This is a genomic window from Streptomyces sp. enrichment culture (assembly GCF_964272895.1).
Lineage (GTDB): Bacteria > Actinomycetota > Actinomycetes > Streptomycetales > Streptomycetaceae > Streptomyces.
On record NZ_OZ186832.1, the window covers coordinates 5,825,926 to 5,841,269 of the forward strand.

Genomic DNA, 15,344 nt, shown 5'->3' on the forward strand with positions numbered 1-15,344 from the left:
CGGCCGCTCACCACGTGTGCCGGGGGCGTGCCCGCCTGCCGAACAGCAGGCCCCCCGGCTCCGGTGGCGGTGGGGTCCCCGGCCGCAGCGGCCAGGCCAGCAGCATGCCGGCCACGAACCCCACGATGTGCGCCGCGTACGCCACCGTGCCCGCGTCGGAGACGCCCTGGCCCGACGAGTACACGGCCTGGAGCGCGAACCAGAAGCCCAGCACGAGCCAGGCCGGCAGGCGCAGCGGCAGGAAGATCAGGAACGGGACCAGCACCCACACCCTGGCCCGCGGATAGAGCACCAGGTAGGCGCCCAGCACCCCGGCGATCGCGCCGGACGCGCCGATCAGCGGTTCGCCCGAGTCCTCGTTGAGCAGCGCGAAGCCGTAGGTCGCCGCGTAGCCGCAGACGCCGTAGAACAGGGCGAAGCGCAGGTGGCCCATGCGGTCCTCGATGTTGTTGCCGAAGATCAGCAGGAACAGCATGTTGCCCAGCAGATGCAGCCAGCCGCCGTGCAGGAACATCGCCGTCAGCACGCTCAGCTCCGGCGACTTGTCGTAGTCGGGCGGCGCGACCAGGCAGCCCGCTCCCTGCGGGCCCAGGCCCACGTCGCCGGTGGGCACCAGCCGGGGCATCCGGTGGTGGATCAGCTCCTGCGGCACGGCCGCGTACTGGTCCAGGAACGCCTGCATGGGGCAGAGCTGGGCGAGGCCGCTTCCGCTCCAGGGCATGAACAGGAACACGACGACGTTCACGGCGATCAGGCCGTACGTCACCCATGGGGTGCGGCGCGCCGGGTTCACGTCATGGACGGGGATGACCACGTGTGTCTACTGCCCCGGATCCGTGCGGCGAACCGGTGAACGCGGCCGGTCGGCGGAGCGTATGACTCGGCATGGCGATGAACGAGCGAGTCAGTCCAGTGATGCACGCCCTGCCCGACGGTGAGGCGGAGATCGCTCTCGTGGTGCGGCTGCCCTGGGAGGACGTGGCACGGCTGGGCCAGGAGGCCGGGCGGCTGGCCACGCAGATGCAGCGGCCGGTGACGCTCGACGAGGCGGTCAGCCACCGGCTGCGCTCCCGCCCGGCGGTGGCGGCGCACGCGCGGCCCGCGGACCAGCAGGGGGGCGCCGCGGTGTCCGCACTGCCGCGGCTGAACGGGTCGGCCTAGCGAGACACCCCTGAGCCCCCGCGATATCGGGTGATCCGGACGGCAGGGCCTGGGGACGCCGACCCGGAGGGGTTGAGTACCCGTACTCATGTGCGGCGGCGATCTTGGGCGGAGGCTGTGCACATGCCACGCATCACTGCCCTGACGGGTACCTTCGCCCTCGCGCTCGCCGCCGTGTCGCTCACCGCCTGCGGCACCCAGAAGACCGCCGACGCCGACTCGGCCGGCCGAGCCGCCGACGCCGTCGGCGCCCGGCACACCGAGGCCCCGGACGTCTCCGCCGAACAGGCCGCCTTCCGCGCGATGCTGGACGAGGTCGCGCGGTCCTGCCCGCCGGCCGGCACCCCGGCCTCCCCGCCGCCGGTGCCGTCGCCCGTCGGCGATCCGGCGATCGAGGCGGACGTGGAGCCCGTCGCCCCCACGTCGGGCCCGGAGGTGGAGCTGGACACACGCGACTGGTGCGCCAAGGCCCTCCACGAGGAGCGCATCGCCCGGGCGCTGTGGGATCTGGCCGCCCCGACGCCGGCCGAGGTCAGGACGATCCTGAACGGGCTCGGCTACACCGACGAACGCATCCACGGCCTCGAGGGCGCGCCCCCGCGCTTCCTCATCGACCTGCGCGACCGGGGCAGCCGGCTCTGCCTGGACGGCACGGCGGCCGGCGAGCAGACCGTCGTCGAGGGATGCGTGGCCCCCGAGACCGGCCCCGTGGCCGTGCCGTCCCCCTAGCTCGGCCGGACCCTGGCTCGGCCGGGACCCTGGCTCGGCCGGACCTCAGCTCTCCCGGACCTTGGCCGCCGCCTTCCTCGCCGCCACCAGCACCGGGTCCCACACCGGGCTGAACGGCGGGGCGTAGCCCAGGTCCAGAGCGGTCATCTGATCCACCGTCATGCCCGCGGTCAGGGCGACGGCCGCGATGTCGACGCGCTTGCCCGCGCCCTCGCGGCCGACGATCTGGACACCCAGGAGACGGCCGGTGCGGCGCTCGGCGAGCATCTTCACCGTCATCGGGGAGGCACCGGGGTAGTAGCCGGCCCGGCTGGTGGACTCGATGGTGACCGTCTCGTACTGGAGCCCCGCCCGGCGTGCGTCCTTCTCGCGCAGGCCGGTGCGGGCGATCTCCAGGTCGCACACCTTGCTGACGGCGGTGCCGACGACTCCGGGGAACGTGGCGTAGCCGCCGCCCACGTTGGTGCCGATCACCTGGCCGTGCTTGTTGGCGTGGGTGCCGAGGGCGACATGGCGTTCGCGGCCGGCGACCAGGTCCAGGACCTCCACGCAGTCGCCGCCCGCCCAGATGTTCTCGTACCCGCGCACCCGCATCGCCAGGTCCGTCAGCAGACCCCCGTGCTCACCGAGCGGCAGCCCCGCCGCGCGCGCCAGGGACGTCTCCGGGCGCACGCCGATACCGAGCACCACCACGTCGGCCGGGTACTCGGCGTCCGCGGTGGCCACCGCCCGCACCCGGCCGTCCGGCCCGGTCAGCACCGCGGTCACCTCGGCGTCGTCGACCATGGTGATGCCCATGCCCACCATCGCCTTGTGCACCAGGCGGCCCATGTCCGGGTCGAGCGTGGACATCGGCTCGCTGCCCCGGTTGACGACCGTCACCTCGTAGCCGCGGTTGATCAGCGCCTCGGCCATCTCCACGCCGATGTACCCGGCGCCGACGACCACCGCGCGCCGCCCGCGGGTGCGCTCCAGGGTGTCCAGCAGCGCCTGCCCGTCGTCCAGCGTCTGCACGCCGTGCACGCCGGGCGCGTCGACGCCGGGCATCTCGGGGCGGACCGGGCGGGCACCGGTGGCGATCACCAGGAAGTCGTACGACGTCCAGGACGCGGCGCCGGAATCCACGTCACGCGCGCGTACCCGCTGCCCCGCCACGTCGATCTCGGTGACCTCGGTGCGCATCCTGAGGTCGATCCCGCGCGCGCGGTGCTCCTCGGGGGAACGGGCGATCAGCTCGTCCCGGTCGGTCACGTCCCCGCCCACCCAGTACGGGATCCCGCACGCCGAGTAGGAGGAGAAGTGACCGCGCTCGAACGCCACGATCTCCAGTTCGCCGGGGCTCTTCAGCCGCCGTGCCTGCGAGGCCGCCGACATGCCCGCCGCGTCGCCGCCGATCACGACGAGCCGCTTCTTCCCGTTCCCCGTGCCACCGTTCATGGTCATGCGAACACGCTACGGGGACAGGGCATTTCAGTCCTGCTCCGCCTCCTCCTGCCGACCGGGCGCGCGGGCCGCCGGCAGCGGGCCGAGCGTGGTCGTGGCGGGGGCGTGCCCGGAGCCGCCCGCGGACCGGCGGGGCAGCCGGGGCCGCACGACCCGCAGCCACAGCAGCACCAGCAGGCCCAGGGCCGCGGCGAACGGCAGCACCGCGCCCAGCACCAGCGCGATCCAGCGCAGTGTCGTCAGGAAGGCGTCCCAGCCGCCCGACAGGGCGTCGGCGAAGCCGGGGTCGTCGTCCTCGGCGGCCCGCTCGCTGGGCGTCCCGGTCAGCGACAGCGTGATCGTCGCCAGGCTCGTACGGTCCTTCAGGGACGCCTGCCGGGCCAGCAGCGCCTCCAGGTCGGCCTGGCGGGTGCTCAGCTCGCCCTCCAGCTGCACCACGTCGCTGAGTCTGGTCGCCTCGTCCATCAGCGCACGGATCCGGGCCACGCTGGCGCGCTGCGTCCTGATGCGGCTCTCGACGTCGACGACCTGCTCGGTGACGTCCTCCGCCTGCGCAGAGCGCTCCAGCAGCGTGCCCGCGCCCTCCAGGTCCTTCAGCACCTCCTCGTAGGCGTCGGACGGCACGCGCAGCACCACGCGCGTGTGCTCGCGGCCCTCGGCGTCGCGGGAGGTGGTCTCCCGGCCGACGTAGCCGCCCGCCGCGCCGGCGGCCGCGCGGGCCTCGTCCAGGGCCTTGGGCACGTCCCTCACCCGCACGGTCAGTGAGGCGGTGCGGATGATGTGCGGGGCGGCCGCCACGGCGCCCGGCTCGCGGCCGGCGGAGTCGCGGGCGCCCGCCCCGGAGGCCCCGGCCTCCTGCGCGGATTTGTTGCCCGCCCCGCTGTCCCCGCCGCTGTCCGCGGCGCCGCCGCTGCACCCGGTCAGCACCACGGCCGCGGTGAGCAGGAGCCCCGCGAGGGACTGCGTGGAGCGGACGGTTCTCGAACGTGTGTGCATGGACATACCCCCGGTGTCACGGCTGACCCTCTTCGGCTGCTCCTTGGACGCCGCGGCCCCGGCCGGACGTTCGGCGGTCCCGGTCCCGATGCGGTCACGGTCGGGACTCGACCGGGCCACGAGGCCCCGGGCCGAGTGTCGGTGGCGGATGAGAAGGTGGGGGTCATGAGCGCACGTGGCATCCACAGCAGGCAGGTCGTCGTCATCGGCGGCGGCATCGCGGGGCTCGCGGCCGCCCACCGGCTGCTGGAGCGCGGCGCTGCCGTGACCGTGCTGGAGGCGTCCGGCCGCGTCGGCGGCAAGCTGCTGCCCGGCGAGATCGCGGGCGCCCGCGTCGACCTGGGCGCCGAGTCGCTGCTGGCCCGCCGCCCCGAGGCCGTCGCCCTCGCCCGCGAGGTCGGCCTCGCCGACAGCCTCCAGCCGCCCGCCACCGCCACCGCCTCGATCTGGACCCGAGGCGCCCTGCGCCCCATGCCCAAGGGCCACGTCATGGGCGTCCCCGGCACCGCCGCCGCCCTCGCCGGCGTCCTGTCCGAGGAGGGCCTGAAGCGCATCGAGGCCGACGCCCACCTGCCCCGCACCGAGACCGGGGACGACGTGGCGGTGGGCGAGTTCGTCGCCGCCCGCCTCGGCCGGGAGGTCGTCGACCGGCTCGTCGAACCCCTGCTCGGCGGGGTCTACGCGGGCGACGCCTACCGCCTCTCGATGCGCTCGGCGGTCCCCCAGCTGTTCCAGGCCGCCCAGCGGCACACCTCCCTCACCGAGGCCGTGCGCGACCTCCAGGCAAAGGCGGCGGCCGCCCGGCAGACCGGGCCCGTCTTCATGGGCGTCGCCGGAGGCGTGGGCCGCCTCGCCCTCGCCGTCGCCGACTCGGTGCGCGCGCGGGGCGGCGAGATCCGCACCGGCACGCCCGTCACCGAGCTGCGCCGCGAGCCGGCCGGCTGGCGCGTGGTCACCGCCGACCGCGTCCTCACCGCCGACGCGGTCGTCGTCGCCGTCCCCGCGCCCGCCGCCGCGACCCTGGTGCGCCCCGAGGCCCCGGCGGCCGCGGCCGAGCTGGCCGCCGTCGAGTACGCCTCCATGGCCCTGGTCACCCTCGCCTACCGCCGCGCCGACGTCCGCCTCCCCGAAGGCAGCGGCTTCCTGGTCCCGCCGGTCGACGGCCGCACCATCAAGGCGTCCACGTTCGCCTCCCAGAAGTGGGGCTGGATCGCCGACGAGAACCCGGACGTGGTCGTGCTGCGCACCTCCGTCGGCCGCCACGGCGAGACGGAGATCCTCGACCGCCCCGACCCCGACCTCGTCGAGATCTCCCGGCACGACCTGCGCGAGGCGACCGGCCTGGACGCCCGCCCCCTCGACACCCGCGTCACCCGCTGGACCGACGGCCTGCCCCAGTACCCCGTCGGCCACCACGCGCGCGTGGCCCGTGTCCGCGCCCACATCGGCAAGCTCCCCGGGCTCGCCCTGTGCGGCGCGGTCTACGACGGCGTCGGCATCCCCGCCTGCATCGCGAGCGCCCACGCGGCCGTGGACCAGCTGGACGGCGACCTCACCGCTGTGCAGGAGCTCACCGCTGCCCCGGTGCAGAGTCTGCACGGAGGAGCAGGAGAATAGGGACCATGAGTGACGACGCCCCCACCAACAGCCCCGACCGGATCCCGAACAAGGGCAAGCTGGCCAAGGACCTCAACGAGGTCATCCGCTACACCCTGTGGTCCGTCTTCAAGCTGAAGGACGTGCTGCCCGAGGACCGCGCGGGCTACGCCGAAGAGGTCCAGGACCTGTTCGACCAGCTCGCCGCCAAGGACGTGACGATCCGCGGCACCTACGACGTCTCCGGCCTGCGCGCCGACGCCGACCTCATGATCTGGTGGCACGCCGAGACCGCCGACCAGCTCCAGGAGGCGTACAACCTCTTCCGCCGCACCAAGCTGGGCCGTGCCCTGACGCCGGTCTGGTCCAACATGGCGCTGCACCGCCCCGCCGAGTTCAACCGCTCGCACATCCCGGCGTTCCTCGCCGACGAGACGCCGCGCAACTATGTCAGCGTCTACCCCTTCGTGCGCTCCTACGACTGGTACCTCCTGCCCGAGGAGGACCGCCGCCGCATGCTCGCCGACCACGGCAAGATGGCCCGCGGCTACCCCGACGTCCGCGCCAACACCGTCGCCTCCTTCTCCCTCGGCGACTACGAGTGGCTGCTGGCCTTCGAGGCCGACGAGCTCTACCGCATCGTCGACCTCATGCGCCACCTGCGCGCCTCCGAGGCCCGCATGCACGTCCGCGAAGAGGTCCCGTTCTTCACGGGCCGCCGCAAGTCGGTCAGCGAGCTGGTCGCGGGTCTGGCGTAACGCTCACTCCTTGACGCCGGGGATCTCCGCGCCCCGTCAGGGGCGCGGGGCCCTGTCAATATGCGGCTCCGCCGCGTGGGCGCGAACAACCACGGACAACCCGCACCCGGCACCCGGCCTCAAGAGGCAGGACGAGGCTCCGCACGCCCCGCACAAGCCGCCCGCCTCGAAGGCAACCGCCCTTCCAACAGGTACGCCTCGAAGTGCCCGTTGACACACCGGTTCGGCCCCCCGGCCACCCCATGCGACCCGGCGTCCCGCTCCGTCACCAGCACGGACCCCGAAAGCCGCCGCCGCAACTCCAGCGCCCCGTCATAGGGCGCCGCCGCATCCCGCTCCGCAGCGAGGATCAGAACAGGCGGCAACTCACCCGGCCCCACCCGCACATCGAGCGGCTGCTGACGCGGCGCACGCCAATACGCACACGGCAGATTCGTCCACACGTTGTCCCACGTCTCGAACGGCGCCACCCGAGCCAGCCGGGTGTTGTCCCGGTCCCACACCTCCCACTCCGTCGGCCAGGGCGCGTCATTGCACTCGACGGCCGTGTACACCGCCCCCGCGTTCTCCGCCTCCGCCGCCGCCTCCCGCACCGGCGCGGCCACGTCGATCAGCAGCTGCGGGTCTCCCTTCAGGTACTCCGACAGCGCCCGCGCCCGCAGCGGCCAGTAGTCGTCGTAGTACCCGGCCTGCAGAAACGCCCCGTGCAGCTGGGCCGGCCCCACCTTCCCGCCCGCCGGTTCCGCCGCCAGCCGGGCCCGCGCCTTCTCGTAGCTGCGCCGCACCTTCTCCGCCGTGTCGCCGAGCCCGTACACCTTGTGGTGCTCGGCGATCCACTCCCGGAAGTCGGCCCAGCGGTCCTCGAACGCGGCGGACTGGGCGAGGTTGTTGCGGTACCAGATGCGCTCCGGGTCCGGGTTCACCGGCGAGTCGAACACCATGCGCCGCACATGGGAGGGGAACAGCGTGGCGTACAGCGCCCCGAAGTACGCGCCGTAGGAGGCCCCCATGAACGTCAGCCGGCTCTCCCCGAGCGCGGCGCGCAGCACGTCGAGGTCGCGGGCGTTGTTCAGGGAGTGGTAGTGGCGCAGGGCGCCGCCCGCCCGCTCGGCACAGCCGCGCGCGTACGCCTTGGCCTGCGCGATGCGCTCCTTCTTGTACGACGCGGAGGGGTGCGTCGGCGCGGGGGAGGGGCCCTTGAAGTACCGCTTGGGGTCCTGGCAGGACAGCGGCGCCGAGCGGCCGACGCCGCGCGGGGCGTAGCCGACCAGGTCGTAGGCGGCGCCGATGCGCTTCCACTCCGGGAGCAGGCCGATCAGCGGGAAGTAGAAGCCGGAGGCGCCGGGGCCGCCCGGATTGAAGACGAGGGCGCCCTGGCGGGGGACCTTGCGCTTGCTGTTGTGCGGGTCGCGATGCGTGGCCCGGACGCGGGAGACGCTGAGCTCGATCTGCCGGCCGTCGGGGCGGGCGTAGTCGAGCGGGACGGTGACGGTGCCGCACTCCAGGGTGCCGGGCGCCTCCTGGTCCTTGGCGCAGCGGCCGAAGTCGATGCCGGTGGCGCGGGCGCGGGCGGCGGCCACCGCGACGCCGTGCCGGGCGGCGACCGCCTCCGGCAGCGCGCCGGTCGAGCCACCGGCCGGGGCCGCGGCGAGGGTGGTCAGCAGCAGCGCTGCGGCCGACGCTCCGGCGGCCGTGTGTCGGGCGGCGGCTCTCATGGCGGATCCCTTCGGTGCACGGGCGCGACAGAAGGGATGTTTCGGTCGGCGGTGGGCGAAGGCAAGCACCGTCCGTCCGGTGTCGGCCGCAATGCTCCTTGTGCGCCCCCTGGCCGGCCGGTCCGTCAGCTGTCGCGGCCACGCTGCGGGGGCTGCTCCCGCGTCTGCTCCCGGTGATGTTCCCGGTGGGAGAAGGCCGCCCGCAGGTCCGGGTCGCCGACGGCCCCTATGCCGCGCAGCGCGACGGCGGTGAGGAACGCGCGGTCGTCGCCGGTACCGGTGTGCGGGGCGAGCGTGCCCAGCAGCCGGGCGCCGGCGGGGGAGGCCCAGCGGGAGACGGGGCGCACCTCGAAGCGGGCGATGGCCAGACAGCTGAGGGAGAGGACGAGCGGGAGCGCGAACCACATGGCCATCAGCCGGCGCGGGGTCCCGGCCGGGACGGGCAGCAGCAGCGCGACCGTGCCGAGCGCGGTCACGGCGACGGCGGCGGCCCGCACCTGCCGGGCCGCCGAGGCCACGCACGACCGGTCGTCCCCGGGCGCCGCGAGGCCCGCGCCGACCAGTCGCTCGGCCAGCTCGCGCACGGCGTCGGCGGCGGCCGCGGCGCTGCGCACCGGGGCGATGCGGGACTGGCCGCCGGGGCCGATCGCGGCGATCACCGAGCGCTCCATCTCGTCGCGGCCGCGCGGGTCCACGACGGTGGCCCAGCCGGTGCGGGCGAGCAGCAGCCTGCGCCGGCGGGCCATCGACACCAGCGTCAGATCGGCGACCCGGCGGGGGCCGCCGGACAGGAACGCCGCCTCGTAGAGGGTGAGCGTGCGGTCCGCGTCCGTGTCGGCCGTGGCCGCGTCCAGTTCCGCGGCGCGTACGGCGGCCAGGCACAGCCGGACGCAGGCCGCGCCGGCGACGGCCCAGGCCAGCAGCAGGAGGGGCACCCAGAACATGCCGCGTTTCTATGTCAACGGCCGCGCAAACGCTACGTCTTGTTCAGTATCCGGACGTGCGGTGGCGGACAGATGACGGCCGGCTGCCCGGTCCACTACGGCTCCGCGCCGGCCGGCGTCACCGGCACGGCGGGCGCGGGGTCCGCCGTCGGGCCGGGCGGGGCGGGGGAGGGGGTGATCGGCGGGGTGGTGCCGGCCGCCATGTCGCGGGCCAGCTGGTCGAAGTCGACGTAGCCGGTGGCCTCCAGGACCTTGATGTGGTCGAGGACGGTCGCGTTGGCGTCGTCGGCCAGCTGGCGCACCAGGGAGTTGCGGGTGCTCGCGCGGACCTGGGCGACCAGGCCGAAGACCTTGCCGTGCGCCAGCCGCAGGATGTTGGCGAACTGCCGGTCGTAGGTGGTGCCCTGGGCCGCGTCGAGGGTGTCGAGCCATGCCCGCTGCTGCTCGTTGGGCTCGTTCGGCAGCTCCAGGCCGAGCCGGGAGGCCACGTCGCGCACCCGGTCGTCCAGGAAGACATGCCCGTCGACCAGGTGCTGTCCCGCGGTGCGTACGGCCCGGGTGGTGCCCTTCTCCTGTGCCTGCTGCCCGGCCGGCAGCTCCCACAGGCCCGCGAGTCTGACCTTGGTGATGAACTCCCGGTCCAGGGCGGACAGCGGGCCGAACCTCGTCGACACGGACTGGGCCTCCAGCAGCGCCGGGCCGGTGCCCGAGCGGTCCGCGTAGGACCAGATCGGGAAGATCATGGCCAGCAGGGTCGCCGTCAGGCCCGTGACGATCAGTCCCGTGCCGCTGAACACGCCTCGGCCGGTGACGGGGGGTCGCGGTCGCATGGTGCCTCCTGTTGCGGCACCGCACGCCAGTGCGCTTCGGGTGCGGGCTTGGCATATTACTGCGGCCGCCACGCCAACTTCCCTGCGGGGGCGAAAGGTTCCACGTGCCCCGTGCCCTGGGCCCCGTGCCGCCCCGTGCCCGCGCCCGTCCGGCGTCAGCGGCGCAGCAGTACCTTGCGCGTGGCCCTGGCCAGCCGGGCGCGGGGGCGCGGCGCCGGGCCCGAGCGCTCCAGCCACCACGCGCGCAACTCCCGCCGGGCACGGGCGTTCGCCGGCTGCTCTCGGCGCAGCAGGTCCTCGGCGAAGGCCAGCGCGTCATGCCGGTAGCCGCCGGTCATGGGCTGCCGCTGGGCGTAGGCCAGGAAGGCGCGCCGGTAGGCGTCCCCCAGGATCACCGGCAGTTCCGGCGCCACCTTCGCCACGACGTCCGCCCGCTTCCCGGCCAGCGCCCGCGCCTGCACCCGCAACCGCGCCCGGTCGAACCCCTCCGGCACGGGTGTTCCGGCCACCAGCGCCGACAGCAACGCGGCCTGCGCGAGCCCCACCCGCTGCCGCGCGGCGTCCGCCGGTCGTGCACCGGCTCCGGCCCGCGCCCCGTCCGTCCCGACGGGCCCCGCCTCCGGCCCGCGCCCGGCGTCCAGCCGTACGCCGTCCCCCTGCGGGTGCCCCGTCCCCCGCCCGCGCCCGGCGCCGAGCCGCCCCCCGTCCCCCTCGGCCCGTGCCCGTGCCGCGGACCCCGATGCCACGGCCGCGCGTATCTCCGTGAGCTCCCGCCGCAGTTCGGCCGGCTCCGGGAAGTTCTCGTCCCTCTCCAGCAGGACCCCCGGAGGGGCGACGCGGGAGGCGAGGTCGGTGAGGATGTCGAGGACGGGGCGGGGCACCGGGTGGGCGTGGCTGTCGTGCCAGACGCCGTCGCGGGCGAAGCCGCCGGCGACATGGACGTAGGCGATGGCCTCCAAGGGGAGTTCGGCGAGCGCCTTGGCCGGGTCCTCGCCGCGGTTGACGTGGTTGGTGTGCAGGTTGGCGACGTCGATGAGGAGCCGGACGCCGGTGCGGTCCACCAGGTCGTAGAGGAACTGGCCCTCGGTCATCTCCTCGCCCGGCCAGGAGATCAGCGCGGCGATGTTCTCGACGGCCAGCGGCACCGGCAGCGCGTCCTGCGCGATCCGGACGTTCTCGCACAGCACGTCCAGCGCGTCCCGCGTACGCGGCACCGGCAGCAGATGACCGGCCTCCAGCCGCGGGGACGCGGTCAGCGGGCCACCCGCGCGTACGAACGCGATGTGCTCGGTGACCAGGGGCGCCCCCAGCGCCTCCGCCCGCTCGGCGAGCGCCGTCAGCCGCCCCTCGTCCGGCCGGTCCGCGCCGCCGAGGCCGAGGGCCACGCCGTGCGGGACGACGGTCACCCCGCGCCGGCGCAGCCGCAGCAGCGACTCGGGGAGATGCCCCGGGCACACGTTCTCGGCGACGACCTCGACCCAGTCGATGCCCGGCATGTCCTCCACGGCGTCCGCGATCTCCGGCCGCCAGCCGATCCCCGTCCCCAGCAGTGCCATCGTGTCCGTCCCCCTAGCGATCGGTGCTGGCGGGGGTATGGCCCCGTGGCCGCGGCCCCAACCCCGCCACGGCCACCTTCAGAGCAACATTTGAGCTTCGCCTACTGCAGGACGCCCTCCGAGTCCACGGGGTCCGGCCGGTCCGTGTTGACCGTGCCGGGTGCGCCCGGCGAGGGGCGGGAGGTGGTGCGGATGTCGCCGCTCGGCCCGGCGCCGGGCGCCGAGGGCACCGGCTGGCCCGGCACCGGCGGCGGCGGGCCGGTCGGGCTGGCGGTGGAGCCGTTCGCGGCCTCGTTGGCGATCGCGTCGAAGTCGACCTTGCCGGTCTTCTCCAGCACGGTGATGTGGTCGAGCACGGTCTGGTTCGCGTCGGAGGCGAGCTGCCGCACCAGTGTGTTGCGGGTGCTGTTGCGCACCGCGCCGATCGCCGGGAAGATCTTGCCGTGCGCGGAGCGCAGCAGGTTGGCGAACTTGTACTCGTACTCCTCGCCCGTCGCCGCCGTCAGCTCCTGCAGCCAGCCCTGCTGCTGCTCGTTCGGCTGGTTCGGCAGCGCGACGCCGAGCTGGGCCGCGACGATCCGCACGCGTCTGTCCAGATCGGTGTGGCCGACGATCAGATGGTCCGCCGCCTCCTTGATCGCCTCGCTCGGCGCCCGTTCCATCGCCTGCTGGCCGGCCGGCAGCTCCCACAGCCCGGCCAGCCGCACCCGCACGATCAGATCGCGGTCGGCGGCGGTCAGCGGTCCCCAGCGGGTGCTGACCGTCCCTGCCTCCATGTTCGCCTGACCGGTGCCCGACCGGTCCGCGTAGGACCACACGGGGAAAGCGAGCGCGCCGACGGTGGCGACGAGGGCCGCGATGATGAAGGCCGTACCGTTGATACGCCGCAAAGGAAGCCTCCCGGAAAAGCCGACTGGACGCTGGCGGGTGACGCACCACCAGCGCCCAGGGATACGGACGGCGTCCCCGGGATGTTCAGCGGGACGGGATCCCGGTCGGCAAGGGCGGAACCGGACGCCTCCGGCGTCTCAGCCGGTCAGTGCCGGATGTTCCGCCACCACCGTGCAACTGCCCGGCGCGATCTCCGTGAAGCCCGCGTCGCGGACCACCGGCAGGCCACCGGCGGTCAGTTCACGCCACCGGGCGGGGGCGGCCGTGCGCACGGCGAGCGGGTAGCCGGCGTCCCGCCAGGCCGCGCGCTCCTCGTCCGACAGCTGCCACCAGGCGAGTTGGGCTCCGTGCCCGGCCTGGGCCATCGCCTTGCCCGCCGACATCTCGACCTCGGGGCTCATCCACAGCACCGGCACGCCCGGGTCCGCGGGCGCCGGGGTCTGCGGGTCGTCGAGGTCGGTGCCGGAGACCTGGAGCCGGGCGAGGTCCTTGGGCCAGCCGTCCAGCGGGACCGGCGGAAAGACCCGCACCTCGGCCGCCTTGCCGGTGACGGTGATCCCGTCCAGCGCCTGCGCGCGCCGCCACTCGGCGCCCCGCGCCCGCCGTACGACCTTCCGGATCCGGGCGTCCTGCCAGTCCCGCATCGCCCGCGCCCACGCGCCCTCGCCGAGGGACCGGGGGTCGCCGAGGATCGTCAGCACGGCGCGTGCCGCGGTCTCCAGGGCGTCGGTGCGGGCCGGAGGCGCGGCCCGCTCGATACGGACGACCAGCGGCAGCACGAACTGCGGCGCCTGGTCACGGACAGGGGCCTCGGACCGGAAGGGGCTGTCACTCACAACCGCGAGGCTACTGGACCCCTCCGAGGAAACGGCGGGTCGGGTGATCAACCGATCTCCTGCCGCCACCGTCTACAGGGGCGATGACCCTCACCCACACCGTTCTGCGCCTGGACCGCGTCGGCCGCCGCTACGGCCTGCGCGGCCCCTGGGTGCTGCGCGCGGTCGACCTCGACCTGCGGCCCGGCACCCTCACCCGCGTCGAAGGACGCAACGGCACCGGCAAGTCCACCCTGCTGCGCGTCCTCGCCCGGATCGACGCCCCCACCGAGGGCCGCCTGACCGGCCGCCCCCGCACCGCCTATGTGCCCGAACGCTTCCCGCCCGCCCTGCCGTTCACCGCGCACGGCTATCTCACCCACCTCGGCACCGTCCACGGCCTGCCCCGCCCCCGCGCCGAGCGTGCGGCGGGCGAGTGGCTGGAGCGGTTCGGCGCCGCCGGGTACGCCGGGACGCCCCTGGCCCGGCTGTCCAAGGGCGGCAGCCAGAAGGTCGCCGTCGCCCAGGCGCTGCTCGCCGAGCCGGAGCTGCTGGTGCTGGACGAGGCGTGGACCGGGCTGGACGTGGACGCCCGCGCCGAGCTGGACCGGGCCGTCGCCGAGCGGACGGCTGCCGGGGGCGCGGTCGTGTTCGTCGACCACGACCCCGCCCGGCTGGCGGGGCTGCCCGACGCCGAGTACCAGGTGCGCGACGGCGGTCTGCACCCTCGTACGAAGACCACGGCCGTACCCGACGGGCCGCGGGTCGTCGTCGAGGTGCGGGGCGCGCCCCTGCCCCCGGACGTGCTCGCGCTCACGGCGACGGCCACCGGGTCCGCGCCCGGCGTCCACCGCCTCACCGTCGCCGCCGCCCGCAGCGACGTGCTGCTGCGCACCCTGCTCACGGCCCGCCCGCCCTGGCATGTGATCGGCGTGCGCCCGGCCACCGACCACGACGCCCCTGAGCCCCCGGAGCCCCCGGAGAAGCCGGAGCACCTGGAGAACCCCCGATGACCGCCCTGCTCCGCTACCAGACCGCTCTCCTGCTCCGCTCCCAGCGCTGGCTGCCGCCGTTCCTGCTGTACGCCGTCTTCCTGGCCGTCGGCGTGCGGGGCGGGGAGCCGGTGCTGGACTCGCTCGGCTACACGGCGGCGGCGCTGCTGCCGGTCGCCGCCTGGCTGGTGCGGATCTGTGTCACCGGCGAGCCCCCGGCGGCCCGCGCCTGTGTGGCCGCGGCGGCCGGACCGGTACGGGCGCACCTGGCGGCCCTGCTGGTGGCGCTGGGCGCGGCGGCGCTGCTCGGCGCGGCGGCGGCCCTCGTGGTGACGCTGATCAGCGATCCGGTGGGCGCCGACCACCAGACGCGGGTGGCACGGCCCGCGGCCGGTCTGTCGGGCCTGCTGGCGGCTCAGACGTGCGCGCTGCTCGGCACCGCGGTCGGCGCGCTCACCGCGTGGCCGGTGCTGCGCTCCACCGGCCGTGCGGTGCCGGCCCTGCTGCTGGCCGCGCTGTCGGCCCTGGTGGCCGGCGGCTCCCCGGCGAACGCGGCGGTCAGCGGCCTGGTCACCGGCTCGCGTTCGGGCACGGTGACCCAGCCGGTGCTGCCGCTGCTCGCTGCCGCGCTGCTCACCGCGGCCGCGGCGGCGGGGGCCTGCGCGCTCACCGCCCGCAGATCCCCCTGAGCAGGCCGGGCCAGGTGCCGGCGCGCCCGCCGGTCACCCCGAGCAGGCGGTGCGCTGCGCCTCCTGCCACTCGCACACCGGGCAGAGCGTGATCCCCTTGTACGCCTCCGGGTACTCCGTCGGCTCCCGGCACAGCACGCACTCGGCGTACGGCGGCCCGTCCGCCTTCGGAGGCCGTGCCGAGTCGATCAGGCAGTAGTCGTCCTCGCTCATACCGTCCAGCGTAGGC

16 protein-coding genes are annotated in these 15,344 nt (G+C 74.9%); 6 read left to right on the top strand and 10 right to left on the bottom strand.

Annotated features, from left to right (window positions below):
* Positions 1-7: 7 nt before the first annotated feature.
* Positions 8-814 carry a rhomboid family intramembrane serine protease gene (locus ACSU6M_RS26210; RefSeq protein ID WP_437072787.1) on the bottom strand — a complete coding sequence of 269 codons (807 nt, stop codon included), beginning with the start codon at positions 812-814 and terminating at the stop codon, positions 8-10.
* Between the two features lie 77 nt (positions 815-891).
* On the opposite strand from ACSU6M_RS26210, the gene ACSU6M_RS26215 reads away from it, so the two are divergent.
* Together ACSU6M_RS26215 and ACSU6M_RS26220 are read left to right on the top strand one after the other, a co-directional pair.
* Positions 892-1,161, top strand: coding sequence for a hypothetical protein (locus tag ACSU6M_RS26215; protein WP_437072789.1), 270 nt, complete (start codon positions 892-894; stop codon positions 1,159-1,161).
* A 123-nt stretch (positions 1,162-1,284) separates the two neighbouring features.
* Positions 1,285-1,890: a hypothetical protein gene (locus tag ACSU6M_RS26220; protein WP_437072791.1), complete on the top strand. Its 606-nt coding sequence runs from the start codon at positions 1,285-1,287 to the stop codon at positions 1,888-1,890.
* 45 nt (positions 1,891-1,935) lie between these two features.
* Here ACSU6M_RS26220 and ACSU6M_RS26225 read toward each other — a convergent pair whose 3' ends face one another.
* A complete protein-coding gene (locus tag ACSU6M_RS26225) occupies positions 1,936-3,327 on the bottom strand; it encodes an FAD-dependent oxidoreductase (protein WP_437075352.1) in 1,392 nt (463 codons plus the stop codon).
* Between the two features lie 33 nt (positions 3,328-3,360).
* Positions 3,361-4,329, bottom strand: coding sequence for a DUF4349 domain-containing protein (locus ACSU6M_RS26230; RefSeq protein ID WP_437075354.1), 969 nt, complete (start codon positions 4,327-4,329; stop codon positions 3,361-3,363).
* Positions 4,330-4,494: 165 nt separating this feature from the next.
* On the opposite strand from ACSU6M_RS26230, the gene hemG reads away from it, so the two are divergent.
* The gene (hemG, locus tag ACSU6M_RS26235) at positions 4,495-5,946 is read left to right on the top strand and encodes a protoporphyrinogen oxidase (protein ID WP_437072793.1); all 1,452 of its coding nucleotides are present in this window, start codon (positions 4,495-4,497) and stop codon (positions 5,944-5,946) included.
* Between the two features lie 5 nt (positions 5,947-5,951).
* A complete protein-coding gene (gene hemQ, locus ACSU6M_RS26240) occupies positions 5,952-6,683 on the top strand; it encodes a hydrogen peroxide-dependent heme synthase (RefSeq protein ID WP_437072794.1) in 732 nt (243 codons plus the stop codon).
* 119 nt (positions 6,684-6,802) lie between these two features.
* On the opposite strand, the gene ACSU6M_RS26245 is transcribed toward hemQ, so the two are convergent.
* The 6 genes from ACSU6M_RS26245 to ACSU6M_RS26270 all read right to left on the bottom strand — a co-directional run bounded on the left by ACSU6M_RS26245 (position 6,803) and on the right by ACSU6M_RS26270 (position 13,455).
* Positions 6,803-8,398 carry an alpha/beta hydrolase gene (locus ACSU6M_RS26245; protein ID WP_437072796.1) on the bottom strand — a complete coding sequence of 532 codons (1,596 nt, stop codon included), beginning with the start codon at positions 8,396-8,398 and terminating at the stop codon, positions 6,803-6,805.
* Between the two features lie 125 nt (positions 8,399-8,523).
* Positions 8,524-9,342 (bottom strand): TIGR04222 domain-containing membrane protein, encoded by an 819-nt coding sequence (locus tag ACSU6M_RS26250; protein ID WP_437072798.1) that lies wholly within the window; start codon positions 9,340-9,342, stop codon positions 8,524-8,526.
* A 95-nt stretch (positions 9,343-9,437) separates the two neighbouring features.
* A complete protein-coding gene (locus ACSU6M_RS26255; RefSeq protein ID WP_437072799.1) occupies positions 9,438-10,172 on the bottom strand; it encodes a DUF4142 domain-containing protein in 735 nt (244 codons plus the stop codon).
* Between the two features lie 155 nt (positions 10,173-10,327).
* Positions 10,328-11,728 (bottom strand): DUF692 domain-containing protein, encoded by a 1,401-nt coding sequence (locus tag ACSU6M_RS26260; RefSeq protein WP_437072800.1) that lies wholly within the window; start codon positions 11,726-11,728, stop codon positions 10,328-10,330.
* A 101-nt stretch (positions 11,729-11,829) separates the two neighbouring features.
* On the bottom strand, positions 11,830-12,618 hold the full coding sequence (locus ACSU6M_RS26265; protein ID WP_437072801.1) for a DUF4142 domain-containing protein: 789 nt from the start codon (positions 12,616-12,618) through the stop codon (positions 11,830-11,832).
* A gap of 138 nt (positions 12,619-12,756) precedes the next feature.
* Complete coding sequence (locus ACSU6M_RS26270; protein WP_437072803.1) at positions 12,757-13,455, bottom strand: peptidyl-tRNA hydrolase; 699 nt, start codon at positions 13,453-13,455, stop codon at positions 12,757-12,759.
* An 83-nt stretch (positions 13,456-13,538) separates the two neighbouring features.
* On the opposite strand from ACSU6M_RS26270, the gene ACSU6M_RS26275 reads away from it, so the two are divergent.
* Together ACSU6M_RS26275 and ACSU6M_RS26280 are read left to right on the top strand one after the other, a co-directional pair.
* A complete protein-coding gene (locus ACSU6M_RS26275) occupies positions 13,539-14,447 on the top strand; it encodes an ABC transporter ATP-binding protein (RefSeq protein WP_437072805.1) in 909 nt (302 codons plus the stop codon).
* Entirely contained in the window at positions 14,444-15,115 is a 672-nt protein-coding gene (locus ACSU6M_RS26280; protein WP_437072807.1) for an ABC transporter, read from the top strand. The genes ACSU6M_RS26275 and ACSU6M_RS26280 overlap by 4 nt, the downstream gene beginning before the upstream one ends.
* Before the next feature lie 33 nt (positions 15,116-15,148).
* Here the strand turns inward: ACSU6M_RS26280 and ACSU6M_RS26285 are convergent, their stop codons facing one another.
* Complete coding sequence (locus ACSU6M_RS26285; protein ID WP_437072808.1) at positions 15,149-15,328, bottom strand: hypothetical protein; 180 nt, start codon at positions 15,326-15,328, stop codon at positions 15,149-15,151.
* Positions 15,329-15,344 lie beyond the last annotated feature (16 nt).